General features: G+C 68.1%; 21 protein-coding genes and 1 pseudogene. 7 read left to right on the forward strand and 15 right to left on the reverse strand.

Features of this window, described 5'->3' with window-relative positions:
* From Q8W67_RS25485 to Q8W67_RS25530, 10 genes are all read right to left on the reverse strand, one after another.
* Positions 1-774 (reverse strand): ferredoxin--NADP reductase, encoded by a 774-nt coding sequence (locus Q8W67_RS25485; protein WP_305547841.1) that lies wholly within the window; start codon positions 772-774, stop codon positions 1-3.
* Positions 775-791: 17 nt separating this feature from the next.
* Positions 792-1,130 carry a ferredoxin FdxA gene (gene fdxA / locus Q8W67_RS25490; RefSeq protein ID WP_305550757.1) on the reverse strand — a complete coding sequence of 113 codons (339 nt, stop codon included), beginning with the start codon at positions 1,128-1,130 and terminating at the stop codon, positions 792-794.
* Between the two features lie 23 nt (positions 1,131-1,153).
* Complete coding sequence (locus Q8W67_RS25495) at positions 1,154-2,014, reverse strand: ABC transporter ATP-binding protein (protein ID WP_305550763.1); 861 nt, start codon at positions 2,012-2,014, stop codon at positions 1,154-1,156.
* Positions 2,015-2,109: 95 nt separating this feature from the next.
* Positions 2,110-3,000 carry an ABC transporter permease gene (locus Q8W67_RS25500; protein WP_305550765.1) on the reverse strand — a complete coding sequence of 297 codons (891 nt, stop codon included), beginning with the start codon at positions 2,998-3,000 and terminating at the stop codon, positions 2,110-2,112.
* Positions 3,001-3,006: 6 nt separating this feature from the next.
* Complete coding sequence (locus tag Q8W67_RS25505) at positions 3,007-4,431, reverse strand: ABC transporter substrate-binding protein (RefSeq protein WP_305550767.1); 1,425 nt, start codon at positions 4,429-4,431, stop codon at positions 3,007-3,009.
* A gap of 164 nt (positions 4,432-4,595) precedes the next feature.
* Positions 4,596-5,372, reverse strand: a complete 777-nt coding sequence (locus Q8W67_RS25510; protein WP_305550769.1) for a Crp/Fnr family transcriptional regulator — start codon at positions 5,370-5,372, stop codon at positions 4,596-4,598.
* A 169-nt stretch (positions 5,373-5,541) separates the two neighbouring features.
* Positions 5,542-6,507, reverse strand: coding sequence for a HEAT repeat domain-containing protein (locus Q8W67_RS25515; protein ID WP_305550771.1), 966 nt, complete (start codon positions 6,505-6,507; stop codon positions 5,542-5,544).
* Positions 6,508-6,515: 8 nt separating this feature from the next.
* Positions 6,516-6,749 carry a ferredoxin family protein gene (locus Q8W67_RS25520; protein ID WP_305550773.1) on the reverse strand — a complete coding sequence of 78 codons (234 nt, stop codon included), beginning with the start codon at positions 6,747-6,749 and terminating at the stop codon, positions 6,516-6,518.
* A gap of 28 nt (positions 6,750-6,777) precedes the next feature.
* Positions 6,778-8,529, reverse strand: a complete 1,752-nt coding sequence (locus tag Q8W67_RS25525; RefSeq protein ID WP_305550775.1) for a fumarate reductase/succinate dehydrogenase flavoprotein subunit — start codon at positions 8,527-8,529, stop codon at positions 6,778-6,780.
* 63 nt (positions 8,530-8,592) lie between these two features.
* Positions 8,593-8,964: a DUF971 domain-containing protein gene (locus Q8W67_RS25530; protein ID WP_305550777.1), complete on the reverse strand. Its 372-nt coding sequence runs from the start codon at positions 8,962-8,964 to the stop codon at positions 8,593-8,595.
* A 193-nt stretch (positions 8,965-9,157) separates the two neighbouring features.
* On the opposite strand from Q8W67_RS25530, the pseudogene Q8W67_RS25535 reads away from it, so the two are divergent.
* Positions 9,158-9,682, forward strand: a pseudogene (locus Q8W67_RS25535) (transposase); the annotation flags it as partial.
* A gap of 49 nt (positions 9,683-9,731) precedes the next feature.
* Here the strand turns inward: Q8W67_RS25535 and Q8W67_RS25540 are convergent.
* Positions 9,732-11,036, reverse strand: a complete 1,305-nt coding sequence (locus Q8W67_RS25540; protein ID WP_305550780.1) for an MFS transporter — start codon at positions 11,034-11,036, stop codon at positions 9,732-9,734.
* Between the two features lie 135 nt (positions 11,037-11,171).
* On the reverse strand, positions 11,172-12,548 hold the full coding sequence (locus Q8W67_RS25545) for an NAD(P)H-dependent oxidoreductase (RefSeq protein WP_305550782.1): 1,377 nt from the start codon (positions 12,546-12,548) through the stop codon (positions 11,172-11,174).
* A 174-nt stretch (positions 12,549-12,722) separates the two neighbouring features.
* Here Q8W67_RS25545 and Q8W67_RS25550 point away from each other — a divergent pair, with 174 nt between their 5' ends.
* Positions 12,723-13,628 carry a LysR family transcriptional regulator gene (locus tag Q8W67_RS25550; RefSeq protein ID WP_305550784.1) on the forward strand — a complete coding sequence of 302 codons (906 nt, stop codon included), beginning with the start codon at positions 12,723-12,725 and terminating at the stop codon, positions 13,626-13,628.
* A 69-nt stretch (positions 13,629-13,697) separates the two neighbouring features.
* Here Q8W67_RS25550 and Q8W67_RS25555 read toward each other — a convergent pair whose 3' ends face one another.
* Positions 13,698-14,603: a LysR substrate-binding domain-containing protein gene (locus tag Q8W67_RS25555; protein ID WP_305550786.1), complete on the reverse strand. Its 906-nt coding sequence runs from the start codon at positions 14,601-14,603 to the stop codon at positions 13,698-13,700.
* 124 nt (positions 14,604-14,727) lie between these two features.
* Here Q8W67_RS25555 and Q8W67_RS25560 point away from each other — a divergent pair, with 124 nt between their 5' ends.
* From Q8W67_RS25560 to Q8W67_RS25580, 5 genes are all read left to right on the forward strand, one after another.
* Entirely contained in the window at positions 14,728-16,041 is a 1,314-nt protein-coding gene (locus Q8W67_RS25560) for an MFS transporter (RefSeq protein WP_370693959.1), read from the forward strand.
* A 40-nt stretch (positions 16,042-16,081) separates the two neighbouring features.
* Positions 16,082-16,945: a class II aldolase/adducin family protein gene (locus Q8W67_RS25565; RefSeq protein WP_305550788.1), complete on the forward strand. Its 864-nt coding sequence runs from the start codon at positions 16,082-16,084 to the stop codon at positions 16,943-16,945.
* Between the two features lie 329 nt (positions 16,946-17,274).
* On the forward strand, positions 17,275-18,312 hold the full coding sequence (locus Q8W67_RS25570) for a TRAP transporter substrate-binding protein (RefSeq protein ID WP_305550790.1): 1,038 nt from the start codon (positions 17,275-17,277) through the stop codon (positions 18,310-18,312).
* Positions 18,312-19,949, forward strand: a complete 1,638-nt coding sequence (locus Q8W67_RS25575) for an acyl-CoA synthetase (protein WP_305550792.1) — start codon at positions 18,312-18,314, stop codon at positions 19,947-19,949. The genes Q8W67_RS25570 and Q8W67_RS25575 overlap by 1 nt, the downstream gene beginning before the upstream one ends.
* Positions 19,950-20,158: 209 nt before the next feature.
* Complete coding sequence (locus tag Q8W67_RS25580; RefSeq protein ID WP_305550794.1) at positions 20,159-20,323, forward strand: hypothetical protein; 165 nt, start codon at positions 20,159-20,161, stop codon at positions 20,321-20,323.
* 16 nt (positions 20,324-20,339) lie between these two features.
* Here the strand turns inward: Q8W67_RS25580 and tkt are convergent, their stop codons facing one another.
* On the reverse strand, positions 20,340-22,334 hold the full coding sequence (gene tkt / locus Q8W67_RS25585; RefSeq protein ID WP_305550796.1) for a transketolase: 1,995 nt from the start codon (positions 22,332-22,334) through the stop codon (positions 20,340-20,342).
* Between the two features lie 100 nt (positions 22,335-22,434).
* Positions 22,435-24,327, reverse strand: coding sequence for a TRAP transporter large permease subunit (locus Q8W67_RS25590; protein ID WP_305545069.1), 1,893 nt, complete (start codon positions 24,325-24,327; stop codon positions 22,435-22,437).
* Positions 24,328-24,344 lie beyond the last annotated feature (17 nt).

Below are 24,344 nucleotides of genomic sequence, written 5' to 3' on the forward strand. Positions count from 1 at the left end.
CTACTTCTCGACGAAGGCCTTTTCGATGACGTAGTGGCCGCCCTCGCCGTGGTTGCCCTCCTCGTAGCCGCGGCCCGAGAGCAGCTCGCGGGTGTCGCGGATCATGTCGGGGCTGCCGCAGAGCATGAACCGGTCCGCCTCGATCGACATCTCCGGCAGGCCGATATCCGAGAACAGCTTGCCAGAGACCATCAGGTCGGTGATCCGGCCGCGGTTGCGGAACGGCTCCCGGGTCACGGTCGGGTAGTAGATCAGCTGGTTCGAGATCATCTCGCCCAGGAACTCGTGCTTCGGGAGGGCCTCCGTGATCGTCTCGCCGTAGGCCAGTTCCTGCACCTGACGGCAGCCGTGGACCAGCACGACCTTCTCGAACCGGTCGTAGGTCTCCGGATCCTTGATGATCGACAGGAACGGGGCCAGCCCCGTGCCGGTACCGAGCAGGTAGAGGTGCCGGCCCGGAAGCAGGTTGTCGAGCACCAGCGTGCCGGTGGGCTTCTTACCGACGATGATCGGGTCGCCGACCTTCAGGTGCTGCAGCTTGGAGGTCAGCGGGCCGTCCTGGACCTTGATCGAGAAGAACTCCAGTTCCTCCTCGTAATTGGCCGAGACCACCGAGTAGGCGCGCAGCAGCGGCCGCCCGTCCACCTCAAGGCCGATCATGGTGAACTCGCCGTTGCGGAACCGGAACGCCGGGTCCCGGGTCGTGCGGAACGAGAACAGGTTGTCGGTCCAGTGATGAACCGACAGAACGCGCTCCTCGTAGAACTTGCTCATCGCTCTCTCGTTCTCGCTCAGGCGACCGCCGGATCGGCATCCCCGAAAACTTCGAGTAGTTTGCCGTCGCGGCCGTCCCAAACCGCGGCATCCTCGGCCGGCTCCGCCTTCTCACTGATGTTGGGCCAAAGAGCAGCATACTTGGCGTTGAAGGTCTTCCAGGCTGCCGTTCCCGGCTCCGTATCCGCCTTGATCGCGTCGGCCGGGCATTCCGGCTCGCACACGCCGCAATCGATGCACTCGTCCGGGTTGATCACCAACATGGTCTCACCGACGTAGAAGCAGTCGACGGGGCACACCGCCACGCAGTCGGTGTACTTGCAGCGGATGCAGTTTTCGGTGACGAGGTAGGTCATCGGTCTTTCCGTTGGCGCGCGGGTCAGAGCAGCGCGGCGAGATCCTGGCCTTCGAGGTCGATTGCGAGGCCTTTCATCGCCTCGGCGCTGACCTCGCCACCCATCGCGCGGATGCTCTCCTCCCGGATCAGCGACATCAGTCCACGGCGCAGGCCCAGGAACTCGGAGGACAGGGTCATGGCCGGCTGCCGGGGGCGCTGGAGCGGCACCACGATCTCGGCCTTGATGCTCCCGGGGCGTGCGGTCATCACGTAGACGCGGTCGGAGAGAAAGATCGCCTCGTCGAGGTCGTGGGTCACGAACAGAACCGAAATCTTGAGGCGCTGCCACATATTGGTAAGGATCTGCTGCATGATCAGTCGGGTCTGTGCGTCGAGGGCGCCGAACGGCTCGTCGAGCAGGAGTATGCGCGGCCCGGTGGCCAGCGCGCGCACGATGCCGACGCGCTGCTTCATCCCGCCCGACAGCCGGTCGGGGTAATAGTCCTCGAACGGCGTGAGGCCGGCGAGCCCGAGCAGCGTACGGGCCTGCCGCTCGCGCTCGCCGCGTCGAATCCCCCTCATCTTCAAGCCGAACTCGACGTTTTCCCGGACCGTCATCCACGGAAACAACGAGTATTGCTGGAAAATCATGCCGCGGTCTGCGCTGGGTCCCGAGATCGTCTCGCCGTCGACCGTCACCCGCCCCGATGACGGCTTGAGGAAACCGGCCAGCGCGTTGAGCAGCGTCGACTTCCCGCAGCCGGAGGGGCCGATGATCGACACGAACTCGCCCGGCTGCACCGTGAGCGACACGTTCGAGACGGCTTCGACGGCGCCCTCCATCGTCTCGTAGCGCAGGCAGAAGTCGCGGACCTCGATCAGGCCCCGGCTCTTTTCGGCCATGTCAGATTCCTCGATGGATGGTGTGCGTGGAGATCGTCTCGCCGCCGGACCGTGGCTTCACGGCGGGAGCCGAGGCCGCTGTGCTCGACAGTGCTCTACCGCGGGGCGACCCAGGGCATGACGAGGCGGCCGACGATGCGGATCGCGAAACTTGAGGCGAGTCCGAGCAGGCCTATCGTGATCATGCCGAGTGCGATGTCCGAGTACTGGACCAGGGAATACGCTTCCCAGGTAAAGTATCCGATGCCGAATTGTCCGGAGATCATCTCGGCGGCGATCAGCGAGACCCAGGCTACGCCCATCCCGACGGTCAGCCCGGTGAAGATCTGCGGCAGTGAGGCCGGCAGATAGACCTCGCGGAACACCGCCGCCTCTCGAGCCCCGAGGCACCGGGCGGCGCGAACCAGCACCGGATCGACCGAGGCCATGCCCTGGAGGGTGTTGATCAGAATCGGGAAGAACGAGCCCAGAAAGGTGATGAAGACGATCGAGCCCTCATTCGTTGGCCACAGCATGATCGCCATCGGCACCCAGGCGATGGCCGGGATCGGCCGCAGCACCTCGCAGATGGGAAAGGCGATCTCGCGCAAGATCCGGTAGCGGCCCATCAGCAGCCCGAACGGCACCGCGATGCCCCCCGCCAGCAGGAAGCCGAGCAGGATTCGGCGGCAGGAGATCAGCACGTGATCGCCAAAGACCGGATTGTGCAGGGCGATGACCGCGCGTCCCAGCACGTCCACCGGCGTCGGGATGTTCAGGAACCGCACGTACAGGGTGATGCGGTTGGCGGTCAGATACTGCCACAGGGCGACGAACACGGCGAGCGACACGAGGCCGATCAGCGTGGCGCGGAACTCAGCCCGGTGCAGGCGAAGCCAGCGATGGGTACGACCGCCCGCGGGCTGGGACTGTAGAGCCGGCTGCGAGCCGCCTCCCATCAGCGGCGGCTCTGAACTCGCGGTGGAACGGATGGCGACGGCTTCCATGGAATTCTAGCCTCCCGTCACGGCAGCCTTGAGGGCCTCGTCATAGGGCATCACCTTGCCGCCGCCCCGAGCGGCCGCCTCGGCATCCTGTTTCAACAGAAAGGGCGCGATGCCGCCCGTGCCGTCCACCACGTAGAAGGCTTCGCGGGCGAACAGCTTGATGCCACGAGCGGTGTCGAAGACGTAGGCGACATCGACCGCCTGGCCCTTGGCCTTCATCTCGTTCAGCGCGCCGAGCGTGCAGGCGGCGCTGGAATAGGGCTTGATCTCGCCGCCCTTCACCCAGATCTCGCCGGCCTTGCGCGGCTCGGTGACCGGCTTCTTGCAGAACGTATCCTGGCCGCTCACCTCGTAGTTCGTAGTGCTCGCCCGCTGTCGGTCGTAGTCGAGGCCGCGTTCCGCGAAGATCTTGCGCAGGAATCCCTCGTCGGTCCAAGGGCCGACGTCGAATTCTTTGATCCGGTCGAGCTTCTGCAGAACCTTCACGTCCTCGCGCGCGGCGTCGATCAGCTGCGGCTTGATCGTGGGATCGATGGTCATGATCCCGCCGGGGCCGAGGAAGATGTAGGCCACCTCCTTATCGGTACCGGTCCAGGCCGCGATCTGCTCGGCAGCGCGCTTCGGATCAGCCTTGACCCAGGCGTCCGCGTCGAGGATCGCCTTGATGTAGGCCTCGACGATCTCGGGGTACTCCTTGGCGAAATCGGTGCGCACGACGACGCCGTGCCAGGTCGGCAGCTTGGTCTCGACGCCATCGAACACCTTGCGCGCGAAGCCGCGGAACGGCAGCAGTTCGGCGAAGGGGACGAAATCGGCGTGCGCGTCGATCTTCTTCTCCTGGAGGTTGGTCGAACCGACCTCCGGGCTCTGGCTGACGAGGCGAAAATAGGTGGCCGGGTAGCCTTTGTCCTGGAGCGCCTTCAGCACCATCCCATGGGCGGCCGAGCCGAAGGGCACGCTGACGACCTTGCCCTTCAGATCCTCGAAAGAGAAGTATTCGGATTCCTTGTTGACCACGATGCCGTTGCCAGATCCATAGAGATTGTAGGCCGCGACCGCGATCAACTGCGACTTGCTCTCGGGATTGTTCTGGAAGGTGGCGCCGTTGACGACCAGGGGATAGTCACCCATCGCGCCGAACTGGAGCTTTCCGGCCATCATGCCGTTCGTCACCGGCGGCCCGGAGGTGAAATTCTGCCAGTCGAGTTGGATGGTCTTGCCCGCGTACTTGCCGGTCTTGGGCAGGTATTTCTCCAGGAGCTTGAGCTGCCGGATCACCACGCCGACCGTCGCCGTGTTGGTGGTCGTGTCCTGCGTGCCGATCCCGACGGTGAGCGGCTCGGCGCGGACCGGCGTGTCGAGCGCGGCCCCCGCGAGTGTGAGAAGCGCGAGACCGGACACCGATCCGAGCCCGGAAAACCGTCTTGCCATCGCACGCTCCGTCGTTCCGGTCCGATGCCGCACCGGCATCGGGAGCATGATCGGGTCCCGCGGCAAGTTCGATCAAACGCATAGAGACTGCGAGAGTCGATTAGTTGCTCAAAAAGGCCGTGCCGCTTCAGATGTGCTGTAGATTTAGGCGGGAAGCATTGGATTTAGGCGCAGTCCTCGCCGCCGCGCATTTGCGCGAGCACCGCAGGCCGCAGCACGACGATCTGCGCACGCCGCGTTGCAACGACGCCCTGCTCCGAGAGCCGCTTCAGGCTGATCGTCACCCATTGCCGGGTCGCGCCGACCATGTGGGCGAGGTCGGCGTGGGTGAAGGTCGTCGCGATCGCCGTGCCGTCGTCCTCCGGCACGCCGTAGAGGTCACAGAGGTGGATGAGGAGATGGGCGAGGCGCTCGGTGATCGAGCGGGTGCCGAGCATCTGGGCCAGGGTCGAATAGCAGCGCCCCTTGAAGGTCAGGCCGTCGATCACGCCAATGGCCAGCGCCGGGATCTGCGTCACGAGCTGCCGCAGGGCGTTGCCCGGCAGGTGCAGCACACTAGAATTGCTCGCCGCCATGCCCGACCACTTATGGAGGCCGGTGCCGAACACGTCGGGTCCGCCGACGAAGTTGCCCGGATACCAGTATGCCAGCGTGATCTCGCGGCCGGAGGGGGCGGCGTAGAAGACCCGGATGCGGCCGCTCTCGACGATCCAGATTCCGTCGTTGGGCGTCTCCTGCGTGAACAGGGTCGCGCCGCGATAAAGGACCCGGCGCCGTCCCTTTTCCATAACGAGGGCGATCTCGCGTTCGGTCAGGCCGTCGAGCAGCGGGCGCTGGCCGGTGCCGGCCCGGGGCGCGGCTTCAGAGAGGAGAAGTGCGTTCGCCTGCGCGGGGAACCTCATCGAGGCCTGAGATGGGCGTATCGGCGCCATGGTCTGCATTGCCGGCTCCTCCACATCGCATGTGGCGGCGCAGCAAACCCTATACCAAGTCCAAACTGAAGACCGATCACGCACGCGGTGTCCGATCCCGGCAAGCCGCTCGCAAACGCATTGCGGCGCCGGACCGGGAACGGTCACGGCGCCGCATCGGGGCCAGCCATCGAATCGGTCAGGGGCGCCCCTGACAACGGCCGATCGCCCAGTGGATCAACTTGCGCACGTCCGGATCGGGGTCGTTGGCGGCGGCCTCCAGGGCGGCGAGGCCCCGCGGGTCGGCGATCTCGCCGAGCGCGGCGGCGGCCTCCTTGCGCAGGTTGCTCACCTCGGATGCCAGCGCCTGCCCCAGCACATCGACCGCGGCCGCGGCCTTAATCCGGCCCAGGGCGTTGGCCGCCTTCGTGCGGACCTGCCAAACGGGATCATCCATCGCCGCGATCAGAAGCGGGATCGCCTCGGGCAGGCGGATCTTGGCGGATGAGACGGCCGCCTCCTCGCGCACCTGCCAGTTGTCGTCGGAGAGCCCGGCCACGAGGGTGGAAATGCCGGGACCGCCGGGGCGCAGGAAGACCAGAGCCGACATGGTCGCGCGCCGGACGGTCGGGTCGGGATCCCCCGCAGTGGCGATCAGCGCCGGTAGCGCTTCCTCGGCCTTGAGGTAGCCGATGACGCCGAGACCTTCGCGGCGCACCTCCGGCGCGGGGCTCTGGAGCGCCTTCAGGGCCGCCGACAAGGCATCCGGCAAGACGAGCTCGCGCAGGGCGCGGAGGGCCGAGGCCTGCACGAAGGGGTCGGCGTGCTCGGCGCGCTCGATCAGGAGCGGGCCGCAGGCCGGTTCCTTCTTCTCGGCGAGGGTGTCGGCGGCGATGCGGCGCACGGCCTCGTCGGAATCCTCGAGGGAGCGCACCAGGCCCTCGACGACGTCCGCGCCGTCGTGCTCGTCCAGCGCCTTGGCGGCAGCCGCGCGCACGGTGGCATCCGTGTCGCCGAGCCCCTTCAGCAGCAGGACCTTGGCCTCGGGGCCAACGGCCTCGGCAAGCTCCATCATCGCGACGCGCCGGACGCCCGGGTCGGCGCTGGCGCAGCGTTCGGCCAGATCATCGAGATCGTCGTCGAAGGTTTCGAATACGGGGCTCATGGGCGGCCTCAGCGCAGCAGGTACGGGATGTTGACCTTGACCGCATTGGTCGGGCAGTCGACCTCGCAGGGCATGCAATACCAGCATTCGTCGTATTTCATATACGCTTTCTGCCGTGTCTCATCGATAGCGAGGATGTCGAGCGGGCAGACATCGACGCAGACACGGCAGCCTTTCTCGGCAATGCACTTCTCGTCGTCGATGACGACGGCCGAACTGCTTGCCTGATTGATGATCGGCATGGAACAATCTCCGGAATTTTCGGTCAGATTACTCGGCCGCGGCCGGCGTCTTGATGCGGAGCTGGTGATAGGCGCCCATCTCCTCGGCAGCGACCGGCACGATGAACGGGTCGACCGCGCGCTTGGCGTGGGCCATCCGGCCCTGATCGTCCTTGAACAGCACGGTGTGGCAGTTCCACTCCGCGTCGTTCGTCTCGGGATGGTCGACGCGCAGGTGGTAGAAGCCCCAACGGCTCTCGGTCCGGTAGAGCGAGGCGGCCGCCGCCATGTCGGCGCAGTCGAGGATCGTCTGCATCTCCAGCGCCCGGTGCAGCTCGTGCGGGTCGCGGGCGCAGAGCAGACCGAGGTCTTCGCGGATCTCGGCGAAGCGGCGCTGGCCCAGCTCCATCTTGGCCGTGACCTTCGGGGGCTCCAGATAGTCGTTGACGAGGCGGCGGGTCTTGAACTCCATCTCGTGCGGGGTGAGCCCGTCGTCGCGGCGGGTCGGCGCCAGCACCCGCTCCCGCTCCGCGACGATGTCGGCCTCGTCGTGGTCGGCCAGCGCGTTGGCCGAGCAGTAGGCCGCGGCGTCGGCGCCCGCGATGCCGCCGTTCACGAAGGCGCCGAGCATGTAGTTGTGCGGTACGCTCGCCATGTCGCCGACCGCGTAGAGGCCCGGCACCGTTGTGCGCGCGTGCTCGTCCACGAACACGCCCGACGCCGAATGGCCGGAGCAGAAGCCGATCTCGGAGATGTGCATCTCTACCGGACGCCTGCGGTAATTCGTGCCCCGCCGCTCGTGGAAGCGCCCGCGCGAGGGCCGCTCGTTCGAGTGCAGGATGGTCTCGATCTCGGAGATCGTCTCCTCGCGCAGGTGGTCCATCTTGAGGAAGACCGGGCCGTTGCCTCCCTGCAGCTCCCGCCAGAACTCCAGCATCATCTGGCCCGACCAGTAGTCGCACTCGATGAAGCGCTCGCCGCGGTTGTTGGCGGTATAGCCGCCGAAGGGGCCGGTGACGTAGGCGCAGGAGGGCCCGTTATAGTCCTTGATCAGCGGGTTGATCTGGTAGCATTCGAGGTTCGCGAGCTGCGCGCCGGCATGGTACGCCATCGCGTAGCCGTCGCCGCAATTGGCCGCGTTTTCGTAGGTGCCGAACAGGTAGCCCGAGGCCGGCAGGCCGAGGCGACCGGCGGCGCCGCAGGCGAGCACCACGGCCTTGGCTTTTACGATCAGGAACTCGCTCGTGCGGGTATTGACGCCGATTGCACCGGCAATGCGGCCGTCTGGCCCCTTCAGCAGCCGCGTCGCCATGTAGCGGTTGGTCACGCCGACCTGCAGGCGGCGCAGTTGCCGGTAGAGCACCTTCTTGACGTTGTGTCCCTCCGGCATCGGCAGGACGTAGGTCCCCATGTGGTGGACCTTACGCATGTTGTACTCGCCGGAGCCGTCCTTCTCGAACTTGACCCCAAGCTTGTCGAGGTACTGGATCATCGGGAAGGAGCCCTGCGCGTAGGCCATCACCGCCTTCTGGTTGACGATGCCGTCGTTGGCGACCGTGATCTCCTTCACATACTGCTCGGGCGTGGCGTAGCCCGGCACGACGGCGTTGTTGAGCCCGTCCATGCCCATGCTGATCGCGCCCGAGCGCTTGACGTTGGCTTTCTCCATCAGGACGACCCGGAGCTTGGGGTCGGCTTCCTTGGCCTTGATGGCGGCCATCGGACCACCGGTGCCGCCACCGATCACCAGGATGTCGGTCTCGATGATCTCGGTCTTCGTCGCAGATTCGAAGGCGCTCATGGAAAAGTCTCGCGTCAACGGGGCGGGCGGCGCTTGTGCGATCGCCGAGTGGTTGGATCGGAGTCAGGCGGCTTGCGGCGCGGCGGAATGGCTTCCGACCGCCTCCGCCGCGAGGGCGCGCAGGTAAGTCCAGGGGAAAATTCCACGGGCATGGCCGTCCGAGAACGCGATATGGACGGCATAGCCGCCCATATGGTCGACCCGGGTGACCGCGATGTCCGGGATAGCCTGCGGAAAGCGGTCCTCGATGCGGTCGCGGGTGCACCACGCACAGCGGCAATGCAGGCGCAGACGCTCCGCCGGCAGCGCCGCTGACAGCCCATCGCGCCACGCCAGTCTGAGGGCGGTCCCGCCACGCAGAAGGGTTGCGTCGTCGGGAATTGCATCGGGATCGAAGGGAGGCGGGTCTGGAAGCCCGATTGCGCCGTTCGCCATACGCTCCTCACTCTGATGCCTCCGTTACAGAAGCTGAGGAGCGGTCGATCGGACAGCAATTAGTTGCTCAGAATCACAATCCTCGCCTCACCGGCGGTCGTGTCCCCGGGTTTGGTTTAGCCGAGGGGCGGTCGTCAGCGATTGCCGGGTCGGGTCGGGTTGCGACAGCCAACCCCGAACCCGAGAGCCCCCGATGACCGACGCGATGATGACCCTGCTCGGGCGGGCGCCCATCGTGGCAAGTCGCGATGGGCGCCCGCAGATGGAGACGGGCGCCGACGCGGATCTGCTTTGCGGGAAGATCGGCTGCGCGGTCGAGCGACTGATGGAACTGGAGGTGGGTGGCCCGACGGGCGCGGCCCACGGGAGAAGGCCACCGAGCGCGTGGTCCAGCGCGACGGCCATCGTGATCGGGACTGGAAGACCCGGGCGGGCACGGTGGAACTGCGCATCCCGAAGCTGCGGAAAGGCTCGTACTTTCGGCAGCTTCCTGGAGCCACGGCGGATGGCCGAGAAGGCGCTCACCGCCGTGATCCAGGAGGCCTCCATCCAGGGCATCTCGACGTGCTCGGTGGACGTGTTCCTCGACCGTCCCATCGAGGGCGAATGGCCGTATCTCACGATCGATGCTGCCTACCCGAAGGTGCGCCGGGACGGGCGCATCGTCTCGGTCGCCGTCATCGTGGCGGTGAGCGCCAAGGAAGGTGCGCGGCGGGATCTTGCCGAAGCACCAGCGGCCCTCAGGTCGAGGGATTGCCAACGGCAGATCACCGATCGCCCAGTGAGGCTGGGATGATCCGAATGAGGGCCGCGCCCACCAACATGCAGGCGGCCACCGCGTAGAGGCCGATCGCCGGATTGCCGGTGAGAACGTTCAGTCCGCCGACCATGTAGGGCGAGACGAAGCCGGCGAGGTTGCCGACACAGTTGATCGTCGCGATGCCGGCCGCGGCCGATGTCCCTGCCAGGAAGGCGCAGGGCACGCCCCAAAATAGCGACAGGGCCGAGAGCATTCCCGCCGTTCCGATGCTGAGCCAGAACACCGCGGCCATCGGGCTCTGGCCGACATAGCCGCTGAGCGCCAGCCCGATCGCGCCCACGGCGAGCGCCGCGGAGAAATGTGCGCGCCGTCTGCGGGTGCGATCCGCGCTGATGCCGGTGAGGATGATTGTCGGGATCGCGACGAGGTAGGGAACGGCCGAGAGCCATCCGATCATTTCGACATTGGCGATACCGGAGTTCTTCACGATTGAAGGCAGCCAGAAGCTGATACCGTAAAGGCCGATTATCGTCATGAAGTAGACGGCGCTAAGCTTCCAGATCCGGATATCCCGCAGGAACGCCCCGGAGGTCGCGTGGACGACCTTGCCGTCGTCCTCCCGGAGCAGTTCGGCACCGACCTCGGCCTTCTCGGCGTCGCTGAGCCACGTCGCCTGCTCCGGTCGGTCGACCATCAGGAACAGCACGGCGATGCCTGCGATCAGCGAAGGCGCCGCCTCCAACAGGAACAGCCACTGCCACGCCTTCATCACGGTCGAACCGTCGAAGTGCTGGAGGATCATCCCGGAAAGCGGGCCGCCGACCACGCCTGCGAGCGGGATCGCGATGTAGTAAAAGCCGAGCGCGAAGCCGCGCTTCCTGGCTGGGAACCAGTAGGTCAGGTAGAGCATGATGCCGGGCGAGAAGCCTGCCTCGGCAAGACCGAGGAAGAAGCGCGCCGTGTAGAACTGTAGAGGCGTCGTGACGAACAGCGTTAGGGCCGAAATGATCGCCCAGGTGATCATGATCCGCGCGATCCAGACCCGGGCACCGAGCCTGTGCAGGGCGAGATTGCTCGGAACCTCGAAGATGAAGTAGCCGATGAAAAACACGCCGGCGCCGAAGCCGTAGACGGCGTCGCTGAAACCGAGGTCGGTCATCATCTGCAGCTTGGCGAAGCCGACGTTCACGCGATCGAGATAGGCGCACAAGTAGCAAAGCACGATGAACGGCATGATCCGCCATGTGATCTTGCGGTAGACGTTGGTCTTGGCTACCGGCGCACTCAGGCCGATGCTGGCTGCGTGTTGCATCGCTTGCTCCGATCGGCCCACTTTGCGGGCTCTGTTGCGTTGGTCTGGAACAGGGGGCCAGCCGCGGAACCTGCGCGCGGCCAGCGATCGATCAGGCGCCCCGCCGCGCGTGAGCGGCTGGGCGCGACGAGCCGATCAGGCGACCTTCCGCGTCGGCGATCCGAGGTCCATCTCGGCGCGGAACACAGCCTCCATGTCGCGGCGGACGCGGATCGCCTGGCTGCCTGCGTCGTACTCGACGTCGCTCCAGCGCACGGCCCGGCCGGCGGGCACGTCGTTCTTCAGCACCATGTTGTGCGCGAGCCCGATCGGCAGGGCGTCCTGCTCCAAGGAATCGGCGGTCGGCATCAGCTTGCCGTAGACCGTGAAGCCGCCCTCACCGTCGAGCCGCTCTCCGGCCCGGAGCGCGCGCTTGGTGGTGGCCGCCACGTCGCCGCGCCACTCCGTCGTCGCGCCCGTGGCCTCGCCGCGTACCGCGATGGAGGCCACCGAGATCCCGAGTTCCAGGCCGATCAGGTGATAGGGCTTGTAGGTCGCGGCGTAACGGCCGGAATCGTCGGTCTTCAGGCCGTACTGCGCGAAGCAATCCTGGACGTAGCGGCTCGGCGCCTCGAACACTGCGTAGACGCCCCAGCGCAGGTCGCGAAACACCGGGCGGGCGTCCCGTTCCAGCGAAGAGATCACTTCTACCGTGCCACGGTCGGCCAGGATGCCGCCGTCGGCCACCGGCCGCAGGACGTTGGGCAAATCGTCGACGCCGCAGGGCGGGAAGGCCAGTCCGTCGCGCGGCGGCGTCAGCCCGCAGGCGTTGGCCACCGCCGCCATCTCCAGCGCCGACTTGGTGCCGTCGAGGAAGGAGTTGAACATCTGTGCGTTGAAGTCGCCGCCCGCGACCTGCTCCGCGCTGAAGCCGTAATGGCCCCAGACCGTGTCGGGGGTGGAGGCGTGGAATGCGGGCAGGTACTTCGTGCCCTTGCCGGCGCAGATCACCTCCAGGCCGATCGTGCGGGCCCAGTCCACGAGTTCGGCGATGAGCGCCGGCTGGTCGCCTGAGGCCATCGAGTAGATCACGCCCGCCTCCGCGGCCCGACGGGCCAGCAGCGGGCCGGCCAGCACGTCGGCCTCGACGTTGACCATCACGATGTGCTTGCCATGGTCGCAGGCCCTGAGCGCGTGGCGAATGCCGGCGGCCGGGCTGCCGGTGGCATCGATCACGATCTCCACGAACGGGCTCGCGATCATCGCGTCGGCATCGTCCGTGACGAAGGTCGTGCCGGCGTGCGCGGCGGCCTCCATGCCCGTGGCGGTGAAGCGCGCCTCGTCCCAGCCGACGCGCCGCAGCGATTGCCGCGCGCGGTCGGGCGAGAGGTCGGCCACGGCGACGAGGTGGATCCCGGGGGTCCGCGGCGCCTGCGACAGGTACATCGAGCCGAACTTGCCGGCGCCGATAAGGCCGACCCGGACCGGCCGGCCCTCACTGGCGCGACGCTGCAGTTTGGAAAACAAGGACATTGGGCGACCTCCCGGATCGGCTCGCGGGCGGTCCGGTCTCGGGCAAGTCAACCCGGTGCCGATCCCGGCCGCGTTTGCACTTTGGCGCGGGATCGGAATTATCATGCGGAAATCCGCACGCCCATGCGAAGGATCGCAAAGGTGCCGTGCAGGTTTTCGCATACGTGACCGACCATGTCCGACTTTGACTGGAACGACCTGCGCGCTTTCCTCGCCGTGGCGCGGGTCGGGCGGCTCACCGTCGCGGCGCAGCGCATGGGCGTCGATCATTCGACCCTGAGCCGGCGGGTGGCGGCTCTGGAGACTGCCCTCGGCACCCGCCTGTTCGACCGTCGCCCTTCCGGCTTCGCCCTCACTGCCGATGGGGAGCGGCTGCTCGCTGACGCGGAACGCATGGAGAGCTTGGCGCTCACTCTGCGCGCGCGCCTGGACGAGGCGTCGCACCAAGTGAGTGGCACAGTGCGCCTCGGCACGCCGGAGGCGTTCGGGACATACTTCCTGGCCCCGCGCCTAGCCGATCTCTTCGCGACCCAGCCGGCGCTCGAGATCGAGCTGGTCGCCAACCCGCGCAGCTTCAGCTTATCGAAGCGCGAGGCCGACCTCGCCGTCAGCATGACTCGGCCGGAGACCGGCCGACTCTTTGCGCGAAAGCTCGTCGACTACGCTCTCGGCATCTACGCGGCGCGCGGCTACGCGGAGCATGCCGGCCCGATCCAGACGGTCGAGGACCTCCCGCGCCACCGCTGGGCCGGCTACGTCGAGGACCTGCTCTGGACGAGCGAGCTTAACTACCTCCCGCAGATCTCGCCCACGATCCACCCGCAGGCGCGGATCTCGAACGTCATCACCCAGCTTGAGGCGGTGCGCGGCGGGGCCGGTCTCGGCGTGCTCCCACACTTCATGGCGCGTGGATGCCCTGATCTCACTTCGATTCTGCCCCAGGAGGTCCGCATCCTCCGTGCTTACTGGCTGATCGCCCACGCGGACACGCGCGACCTGCCGCGGGTGAGGGTGGTCTCGGAGTTCCTGACTCGGCAGGCGGAGGCGGCCGGCGACGCCTTCTGGCTGGCGGCACCGTGACGTTGGGGCCGGGATGATCGGCTTCGCTGTGGGGCGCCGCTGCCGACTTGTCGGACGGGGGGCCGAATTTCAGCGTGCGGCTCGGCTCTCCCGTTCCACGTCCAGAAGCCATCGGCGGAAGGCCTGAATCTTCTCCAGCTCCCCGTCCCGTTCGCGGTAGCAGATGAAATGGAGGTCCCGGTACAGACTCTGCACCCGGCCGTCGCCGAGACGCACCAAGTGCCCGGCACTGAGTTCGGCCTGAGCGAACCGCAGACTCTCGAGGGCGACCCCAAGCCCTTGAACGGCGGCCGAGATCACCAGGGAGCCCCGGTCGAACGCCGGCCCGGCCGCGGCGGCCGGAGACGGGAGACCGTTGAGCGCGAACCAGTCCGGCCACCGCACCGGGCTGAACGACGAGTCCAGACGGGTGAAGCGCTCGACCGCGCCGGGCTCGATCGGCCCGATCGCCAGGGCGAGTTCCGGGGAACAGAGCGCCGCGATCTCCTCTCGGCCGAGTGACTCGACCGCCAGTCCGGGGCCGCGCGGGGGGCGGCCGTAGGCGATCAGGATGTCGATCTCCTCGTGCCGGCCGAGATCGACCGGATCGGCGTTGCTGGAGAGACGAATACCGATGCCGGGATGCGTCTCCACGAAGGACGGGAGCCGCGGGCCGAGCCACTTGGCGGCGAAGCTCGGCGTGCAATGCACCGCCAGCGACGAGGGCGGCGGCGGCCTCAACTCGGCGCAGGCCGCCTCGATCGCGTCGAAGGCCTCCGAGAGGCCCGCGCACAGGCGTTCGCCGTCGGAGGTCAGCGTGGCCTGACGATTGGCCCGGCGGAACAGCGCGCGTCCGAGCGAGCGCTCCAGCGCGCGGATCTGATGGCTCACCGCCGAGGGCGTCAGGTGCAGCTCCTCGCTTGCCCGCGCGAAGCTGCCGAGACGCCCAGCAGCTTCGAAGGCCCGCAGCGCGGGAAAACTCGGGATCCGCCGCATCGCCCAATCCATGAATCAGATTCACGGAAAGAGTGAAAAATCGTCGTTTGTCAATGGCCACGGGCGGCACGATAGTGCCCGCACGCCGCGAAGACGGCCACGCTAACGATAAAAGATCAGGGAGATGAACCAGATGGCCCAAGGGGTGATGACCCTCGTCGAACCCGATATCGACGAGACGACCCGCGTCTATCGCAAGGTCACATGGCGCCTCGTGCCGTTCCTGTTCGCCTGCTACGTCGCGGCCTACCTCGATCGGGTCAATGTCGGCTTCGCGAAGCTGCAAATGCTCGGCGAGCTTCGGTTCAGCGAGACCGTGTACGGCCTCGGCGCCGGGATCTTCTTCATCGGCTATTTCCTGTTCGAAGTGCCGAGCAACATGATCCTGCACAAGGTCGGCGCCCGGATCTGGATCGCCCGGGTCATGCTGAGCTGGGCGGTGATCTCGGCCGCCATGATGTTCGTGACGACACCGACGCTGTTCTACGTGCTGCGGTTCCTCCTCGGCCTCGCCGAGGCGGGCCTGTTCCCGGGCGTGATCCTGTACCTGACCTATTGGTACCCGTCCGACCGGCGCGGCGGCATCATCGCGATGTTCATGACCGGCATCCCGATCGCCGGCCTGATCGGCGGCCCCGTGTCGGGCTGGATCATGAACGCATTCGCGGGGGCCGGCGGCCTCGCGGGCTGGCAGTGGCTGTTCCTGATCGAGGCGCTGCCCTCGCTCGTGCTGGGCTTCTGCGTCCTCGCCTATCTCGACGACGGCATCCAGAAGGCGAAGTGGCTGAGCCCGGAGGAGAAGGCGCTCCTCGCGCAGAACGTCGCCGCCGATGCCGCCACCGTGACCGCGCACCGCTTCCGGGACGGCTTCACCAGCGGCTGGGTGTGGCTGCTCTGCGGGATCTATTTCTTCTTCATCATGGGGCTCTACGGCGTCGGCTTCTGGCTGCCGACCCTGATCAAGGGCGCGGGCGTCGCCGACCCCCTGCAGATCGGTCTCCTGACGATGCTGCCCTACGGCGCAGCGGCGGTGGCGATGATCGCGGTCGGTCGCCTGTCCGACGCGGCCCGGGAGCGGCGCTGGCACATCGTGGTGCCGGGCCTCGTCGGTGCGGTGGGCTGGCTGGTCAGCATCCGGTTCAGCACGGATCTGGTCGTCGCCGAGGCCGCGCTGACCGTGGCGACCATCGGCGTGCTCGTGACGCTCGCCCAGTTCTGGTGCCTGCCGACCGCCATCCTGGCGGGTGCCGCAGCTGCGACCGGCATCGCGGTGATCAACTCGGTCGGCAACCTCGCGGGCTTCGTGAGCCCCTACCTGATCGGCTGGATCATCGACACCACCAAGTCCACGAGTCTCGGCGTCTACACCCTGGCCGCCTGTCTCGCGATCGGCAGCCTCCTCGCGCTGACGATGCCCAAGCGCCTGGTCAACCGCTGACGGCCCTCACCCCTCGCTCCACCTGACAAAAGGATAAGTCATGCTCGACGATCATTCTCACGACAGCGAGGTCGCCATCGACCTGCCCAACGACAGCGCTGGCCGCAAGCGGACATCGATCTACCAGCCCGAGCAGGCTGGCCTGATCTTCCCTGAGATTCCCGAATTCGCCAATCACGCCGAGGAGCGCGCGTATCGCAAGCAACACTTGGTGGCGGCCTGCCGCGCCTTCGCGATGCACGGCTTCGACTATGGCTTTGCCGGGCACCTCACGATTCGCGATCCCGAGCATCCGGAGTTGTACTGGACCAACCCGATGTGCGTACACTTCTCCCAAGTGCGCATGTCGAACCTCATCCTCGCCGACCACAAGGGCGACGTGGTCGAGGGGCAATACGCGATCAACCGCGCGGGCTTCGTACTGCATGCCGCCGTGCACGATGAATACCCCGACGTGATGGCGATGTGCCACGCGCACACGACCTACGGTACCGCATGGTGCGCCACCGGTCGGCCGCTCGACATGATCAGCCAGGACGCGGCGGCCTTCTACAACAGCCACGCGGTCATCGGCGCCTCAGCCGGAGCGGTCGCGGTCGAGAAGGAGAGCGGCTCGTCGGTCGCCAAGCAGATCGGTCGTAACCGTGGTGTCCTGCACCAGAACCACGGTCTGCTGACCTGCAGCCGCCACAGCATCGACGACGCGGCGTTCTGGTTCATCGCCCTTGAGCGTGCCTGTAAGCAGCAACTCTTGGTCGAAGCTACCGGAATCAAGCCGCAGATGATTTCGGAGAAGACCGCCCGCTACAGCCGCGAGCATGTGGGCAGCGACTACATCGGTTGGCTGCACTTCCAGACGCTCTATAGCCACATCGCCGCGACGCAGCCCGACATGTTCGAGTGAGATCGACTTCGAGTGAGATCGACAGGGGCGGGCGATCACAGCGAACGCGGCGCCCTTGTACACCGGGTCCGGGACAGAGCAGGCCTCCACGGGCGCCTGACGCAGGGCGTCCGCATGGAAAATCGGGCGCACCGGCACGATTGTCCCCATCCGGCGCTGCAACCTCGCGGACGCTGACAAGTCGACCGGTCCGACAGCCGAGCCGGGGAGGGCCCGTTGACTGGGTCCGGCCAGCGGCTATCGAAGCGTCAGCGTACAGAGAGTCCGCGCACGCATGCGGACCCTGAGGAAACGCCGGGCCCGCGCGCCCACATCCGTGAGGGCTGCCCATGTCGCCTCAATCCCGCTTGCCCCTGTCCCGTCGCCGGTTCCTGTCCGCCGGCTCGACCGCGATCCTCGCCGGAGCGGTTGCCGCGCCGCACGTGGCGCGGGCGCAGCGGGCCGACTTCACTTACAAATACGCGAACAACCTGCCCGACACACACCCGATGAACGTCCGCGCCCGCGAGATGGCGGACGCGCTGCGCGCCGAGAGCGGCGGCCGGTTCGATCTCAAGATCTTCCCATCGAGCCAGCTCGGCTCGGACACCGACACCCTGAGCCAGCTGCGCTCGGGCAGCGTCGAGTTCTTCACGATGTCGCCGCTGATCCTCTCGACCCTGGTGCCCAACGCCTCGATCAACGGCATCGGCTACGCCTTCCCGGACTACGACGCCGTGTGGCCGGCGATGGACGGGGAACTCGGGGCCTGGGTCCGCCAGCAGATCGCCAAGGCCAACCTCGTCGCGATGGAGAAGATCTGGGACAACGGGTATCGTCAGACCACGTCCTCGACGCGGCCGATCGCCAGCCCGGACGACTTCAAGGGCTTCCGCATCCGCGTGCCGGTCTCGCCGCTCTGGACCTCGATGTTCCGGGCCTTCGACGCCGCGCCGGCCTCGATCAACCTGAACGAGACCTACTCGGCCCTCCAGACGAAGATCGTCGAGGGCCAGGAGAACCCGCTCGCGGTGATCGCGACGACGAAGTTCTACGAGGTGCAGAAATACTGCTCGCTGACCAACCACATGTGGGACGGCTACTGGTTCCTGGCGAACCGCCGCGCCTGGGAGCGCATTCCAGAGGATCTGCGCACGCTGGTTGCGCGCCACATCAACGACGCCGGGATGAAGGAGCGGGCCGACGTGGCCAAGCTCAACGCCAGCCTCCAGGAAGACCTGACCAAGAACGGCATGGTGTTCAACAAGCCAGACCCGGAGCCTTTCCGGGAGAAGCTGCGCAAGGCCGGCTTCTACGCCGAATGGAAGGGCCGCTACGGCGAGGAGGGCTGGTCCCTCCTGGAAAAGGCCTGCGGGAAGCTCTCCTGATGAGCGGGCCGGGGTCCGCGCCGCACGGCGGCGTCGCACCCCGTTCCCGGCGGGTGATGAATCTCGCGCATTTTCTGCGCCGGACGGCCCGCCGCTGGCCGGATGCGATCGGCCTCGCCTGGGGCGACCGGACCTGGACCTGGGGCGGCCTCGACGCCCGGGTCGACGCCATGGCGGCGGCGCTGGCGGCCCGCGGCGTGGTCAAGGGCGACCGCGTGCTGGTCCAGGCGCGCAACGGCAACCAGCTGTTCGAATCGATGTTCGTCTGCTTCCGGCTCGGCGCCGTCTGGGTGCCGACGAACTTCCGGCAGACGCCCGCGGAGGTCGCCTACCTCGCCCGGGCCAGCGGAGCCTCAGCGCTGATCTGTGGCGCCGTGTTCCCCGACCACGCGGCCGCGGTGCGCGAGGCCGTCCCCGATCTGCGCCTCGTGGTCGAGATCGGCGGACGCGCCTTCGGGATGGACTACGATGCCCTGGTCGCGGACCATGACGGGAAGGCCGCCCCGACGGCCGACGTCGCGCACGACGATCCGTGCTGGTTCTTCTTCACCTCGGGCACCACTGGCCGCCCGAAGGCGGCGGTGCTGACCCACGGCCAGATGGCCTTCGTGGTCACCAACCATCTCTGCGACCTGATGCCGGGCACGACCGAGGCCGACGCCTCCCTGGTCGTCGCGCCGCTCTCGCACGGGGCTGGCATCCATCAGCTCGCGCAGGTCGCAGCCGGCGCGAAGACGGTGCTCACCGCCGGCGAGCGCCTGGACCCCGCCGAGGTCTGGTCCCTGGTGGAGCGCTGGTGCATCACCAACCTGTTCACCGTGCCGACCATCGTGAAGCTGCTCACCGAGCACCCGGCGGTCGAGGCGCACGACCACGCGAGCCTGCGCCACGTGATCTACGCCGGCGCGCCGATGTACCGGGAGGACCAGAAGCGGGCGCTGCGCGTGCTCGGTCCGGTGCTGGTGCAGTATTTCGGGCTCGGGGAGGTGACGGGCAACATCACCGTGCTGCCGCCGCGCCTCCACGATGCCGAGGACGGGCCCGGGGTGAAGGTCGGCACCTGCGGGATCGAGCGCACCGGCATGCAGGTGCAGATCCAGGACGGGGAGGGGCGGGACCTGCCGGCGGGCGAGACCGGCGAGATCTGCGTCTGCGGCCCGGCGGTGTTCGCGGGCTACTACGACAACCCGGAGGCCAACGAAGCGGCGTTCCGCGACGGCTGGTTCCGCACGGGGGATCTCGGCCATCTCGACGCGGAGGGCTTCCTGTTCATCACGGGTCGCGCATCGGACATGTACATCTCCGGCGGCTCGAACGTGTACCCGCGCGAGACCGAGGAGAAGCTCCTGAAGCACCCGGCGATCTCCGAGGCCGCGATCCTCGGGGTGCCCGATCGCGCCTGGGGCGAGGTCGGCGTGGCGGTCTGCGTGGTCCGCCCCGGGGCGGAGGTGGACGAGGCAGAACTGATCGCGTGGCTGTCGAGCGAGGTCGCCCGCTACAAGCTGCCCAAGCGGGTATTCTTCTGGGACGCGCTGCCGAAATCCGGCTACGGCAAGGTCACCAAGCGCGCGATCCGCGAGGCATTGGAGGCCCGGAGCTGCCTGCCCCTCGACGGGCCCGCACCCGCCGACGGTTGAAGGATATCCCGGCCTGTCTCGCCGCACTGCACGCGCCCGGGAGACGCCGGACGCACGCCGTCCCGCCGACGGGTTAAGATCCAATCATCAGCGCATGTTTTCGCTGCATGGCAGGTGACGCGCGGAGCCCCTCACGCGCCCGCCGGAGGCGTCGCATATTGCGTCGCAGCATCGGGCGTCCTGCCCGGTCATTGTCGGGATCGGGCACGATGGCCACCCTCGCGTACCTCGTCGGCTTCCGCGCGGAGCGTCCCGCACCGCTTCTCGGGCAGATCGCGGGCCGCCTCGGCGTGGCGGTGCGGCGCGCCGCGGCCGGTCGCTACGCGGAGCAGCGCGAGCGCATCGCGCGCACCGGCGCAGCCGGCATGATCTGAAGGATCCGCGCCGCCTTCAACGAAGGCGCGTGCGCGCGGTCTCCACCACCGCCTCGGCCGTGATGCCGAAGTGGCGTAACAGTTCGTCCGGCGCCCCCGAGGCCCCGAAGCCGGTCATGCCGACGAACCCGCCGTCCTCGCCGATCCACCGGTCCCATCCGAACCGCAGGGCCGCCTCCACGGCAACCCGGACGGTGTCCCGCGGGATGACGCTCCGGCGATAGCCGTCGTCCTGCGCGGCGAACGCCTCCCAGGACGGCATCGAGACCACTGCCGTCGGCACGCCCTCCGCCTGGAGCACGGTGCGGGCGGCCAGGGCCAGCGCCACCTCCGAGCCGGTGCCGATGAGCGTCACGCGTCGCGCGCCTTCGGCGTCCGCCAGCACGTAGGCGCCGCGTGCGCTGCGGTTCTCGCTCCCCCCGGGACGGCGCAGGGCCGGCAACGCCTGCCGCGAGCAGATCAGGGACGTGGGCCCGTGCCGGTTGGCCAGCGCCATCTCCCAGCATTCGGCGGTCTCGACGGCGTCGGCCGGGCGCAGGACCAGCATATTCGGGATCGCCCGGAGCGCGGCGAGGTACTCCACCGGCTGGTGGGTCGGGCCGTTGCGGCCGATGGCGATCGAGTCGTGGCTGTAGACCGTGATGACCGGCAGGTTCATCAGCGCTGCCATCCGCAGGGACGGGCGCATGTAATCGGAGAAGACGAGGTAGGTGGCGCCCACCGGCACCAATCCGCGATGGGCCGCGATCCCGTTCATCATCGAGCCCATCGCGTGCTCGCGGATGCCGTAATGCAGGTAGCGTCCGGTGCGGTCCCGGGCGGTGAAGGCGTGCAGTTCGCCCTTGTGCCGCGTCGGGCCCTCCAGGTCTGGCGCGCCGGAGAACAGCTCCGGAATCGCCCCGGATAGCGTGGCGAGAATCTGCGCCGAGACCTCGATGCTCGGGCGCGCCTCTCCGACCTCGGCGAGGCGGTCGCGGAGCGCGCGGAGCGGCGCGCGCCACCCTTCGGGCAGGCGGGCCGCGCTCACCCGGTCGAAAGCCTCGCGCACCCGCGGCGGCAGGGCTTCACGGCGGGCCTGCCACGCGTCGTAGGCCGCGCGGTTGCGCCCCGAGACGCCTGCGCGCCATGCCTCGGCGACGTCGTCCGGCACGCTGAAGGGCGGATGGTCCCACACCCGGGCCGCCCGCGCCTCGGCGAGGTCGCTCTCGAACACGCGGCCGCCATGGGCACCGCGCTGGCCTTCGAGCCGCGGAAGGCCGCGGCCGATCACGGTGCGGCAGGCGACCAGGCTGGGGCGCGGATCGCCCTTGGCGAGCCGGATCGCGGCCGAGACCGCCTCGACGTCGTGCCCGTCCGCGTCGATCACCTGCCAGTCGGCGGCGCGGAAGCGCGCGCGCACGTCCTCCGAGATCGACAGGTCGGTGGCGCCGTCGTCGGTGATGCGGTTGTCGTCCCACAGGAACGTGAGCTTCGACAGCCGGAGGTGGCCGGCGAGCGAGATCACCTCGTGGGCGATGCCCTCCTGCAGGCAGCCGTCTCCGACGAGGGCGTAGGTCCGGTGGTCGACCAGCTCCGGGCCGAACGTGGCCGCGAGCTTGGCCTCGGCCACCGCCATACCGACGGCGTTGGCGATACCCTGGCCGAGCGGGCCGGTGGTCGCCTCGATGCCGAGTTCGGGCGCGATCTCGGGGTGGCCGTGGGTGTGGGAGCCGAGTTCGCGGAAGCGCCGGATCTGCTCCATGGGCAGTCCGGCATAGCCCGCCAGATGAAGGGCGGCGTAGAGCAGCATCGAGCCGTGCCCGTTCGAGAGCACGAAACGGTCGCGGTCGGGCCATTCCGGATCTGCCGGGTTGCACCGGAGATGGCGCGTGAACAGCGCCACGGCGATCTCGGCACAGCCCAGAGGCGCGCCGGGATGCCCGTCGCCTGCCCGCTCGATCGCGTCGAGGGCGAGGAAGCGGATCGCATCGGCCATCCGGGCTGTGAGCGTCGGGCTTGTCGTGTCTGGCATGGCGGAGGCTCGGGCGGTTCGGGATCACGGCGCGCGGGCGCGGCCCGGACGGCAGCGCAGCCGTCCGGGGTTCTCGGTGTCTGGGGCCGTCCGGATCGTGTCAGAGGAATCCGATGGAGAACCAGGGGACGAGGATGATGGCGAGGAGGCCGACCAGGAGGGCCAGGATGTAGCCGACGATCGGGCGCATGCCGGCGTCCGGGTGGATCCGGCTGATGGCGCAGGCGGCGTAGTAGCCGACGCCGAAGGGCGGCGCGAACAATCCGATGCCCATGGCGAGGATCACCACCATCGCGTAGTGGACCTCGTGCACGCCGACCTGCCGGGCGATCGGGAACAGCAGCGGGCCGAACAGCACGATCGCCGGGATGCCCTCCAGCACCGAGCCCAGCACGATGAAGGCCGCCGCCGACACGAACAGGAAGCCGATCGCCCCGCCGGGCAGGCTCTTCATCGTCACCGCCAGCGTCTGCGAGAAGCCCGACTGGGTCAGCGCCCAGGCCATGCCGGTGGCCGCGCCGATGATCAGCAGGATCGCCCCCGACAGCGTCGCGGTCGTCACCAGCATCGGGTAGAGCCGCCGCCAGTCGAACTGACGGTAGATCAGCAGCCCTGCCAATGCGGCATAGACGATCCCGATGGTCGAGACCTCGGTGGCGGTGGCGATGCCCTCGACCACCGCGAAGCGGATCACGAAGGGCAGCGCCAGCGCCGGCACCGCCACCACGAAGGCCCGGCCGATGACCCGCCGCGCGGGCCGGGCGACGTGGCTCAGGTCCTCGCCGCGATAGCGCCACCACACGAGCGCGCAGAGCGTCACGGCGAGCACGAGGCCCGGCAGCAGGCCGCCGGTGAACAGGGCGGTGATCGACACCCCCGTGACCGAGCCGATGGTGATCAGCACGATCGAGGGCGGGATCGTCTCGGTCTGCGCGCCCGTCGTGGCCAAGAGCGCCACGAGGTCGCCCTCCTTGGCGCCCCGCGCCTTCATCTCGGGGAACAGCACGGGCGCGACCGCGGCCATGTCGGCCGCCTTCGAGCCGGAGATGCCCGACACGAGGTACATCGCCCCGACCAGCACGTAGTGCAGCCCGCCGCGCACGTGGCCGAGCAGGCTCGCCAGGAAGCCCACCATGGCCCGGGCCATGCCGGTCATCTCGATCAGCAGGCCGAGGAAGACGAACAGCGGCACGGCCAGCAGGATGAGGTGGCTCATGCCCTCGTCCATGCGCCCGACCACCACCATCGAGGGCGCGTTGGTGGTGAGCGTGATGTAGGCGAAGGTCGACAACCCGAACGCGAAGGCGATCGGCACGCCGGAGAAGACCAGCGCGCCGACGCCGAGGACGAAGAACAGCAGCAGATTGAGGTTGCCCAGCCCCGCGAACCAGGGCTGGAGCGCCACCAGCCCGGCGGCGAGGCCCCCGCCCAGCGCCAGCGCGCCCACGGTCAGGCGCCAGTCGGCGGTCTCCAGCAGGCGGATCGCCGCGACGACCAGCATGAGGCCGAGGCCGACCGGCAGGGCGGCGGCCCGCCAGGCGTTGTTGAGTTCCAGCGCGGGCGTCTGGACGAAGGCCTCCTCGCTGGCGAACTCCCAGGCCGGCTCCAGCAGCAGCGCCACGAAGATCAGGCCGGCCACCAGGGCGACCGTCTCCAGGAAGGCGCGCAGGCGCGGGCCGCTCATGGCGACGAGCGCGGTCATGCGCATGTGCTCGGCGCGGCGGAAGGCGACCACGGCGCCCAGCATGGCGAGCCACAGGAACAGGATCGAGGCCAGTTCGTCCGACCAGACCAGCGGTTCACGGAACACGTAGCGGCTCACCACCCCGCCGAGCAGCACGCCGATCTCGGCCAGCACGAGCAGCGCCGCCGGGATCTCCACGAGGTAGCCCAGCCCGTCGTCCAACCGGCGCAGCCACGGCCGCGCGCGCAGGGGCGGACCTGCCAGCTCAAGACCCGCCGCACTCTCCACCGCCGCGATGTCGATCTGCATGGCGCCCTCCCTTCAGG

Source organism: Methylobacterium sp. NEAU K, from assembly GCF_030700285.1.
Classification (GTDB): Bacteria; Pseudomonadota; Alphaproteobacteria; order Rhizobiales; family Beijerinckiaceae; genus Methylobacterium.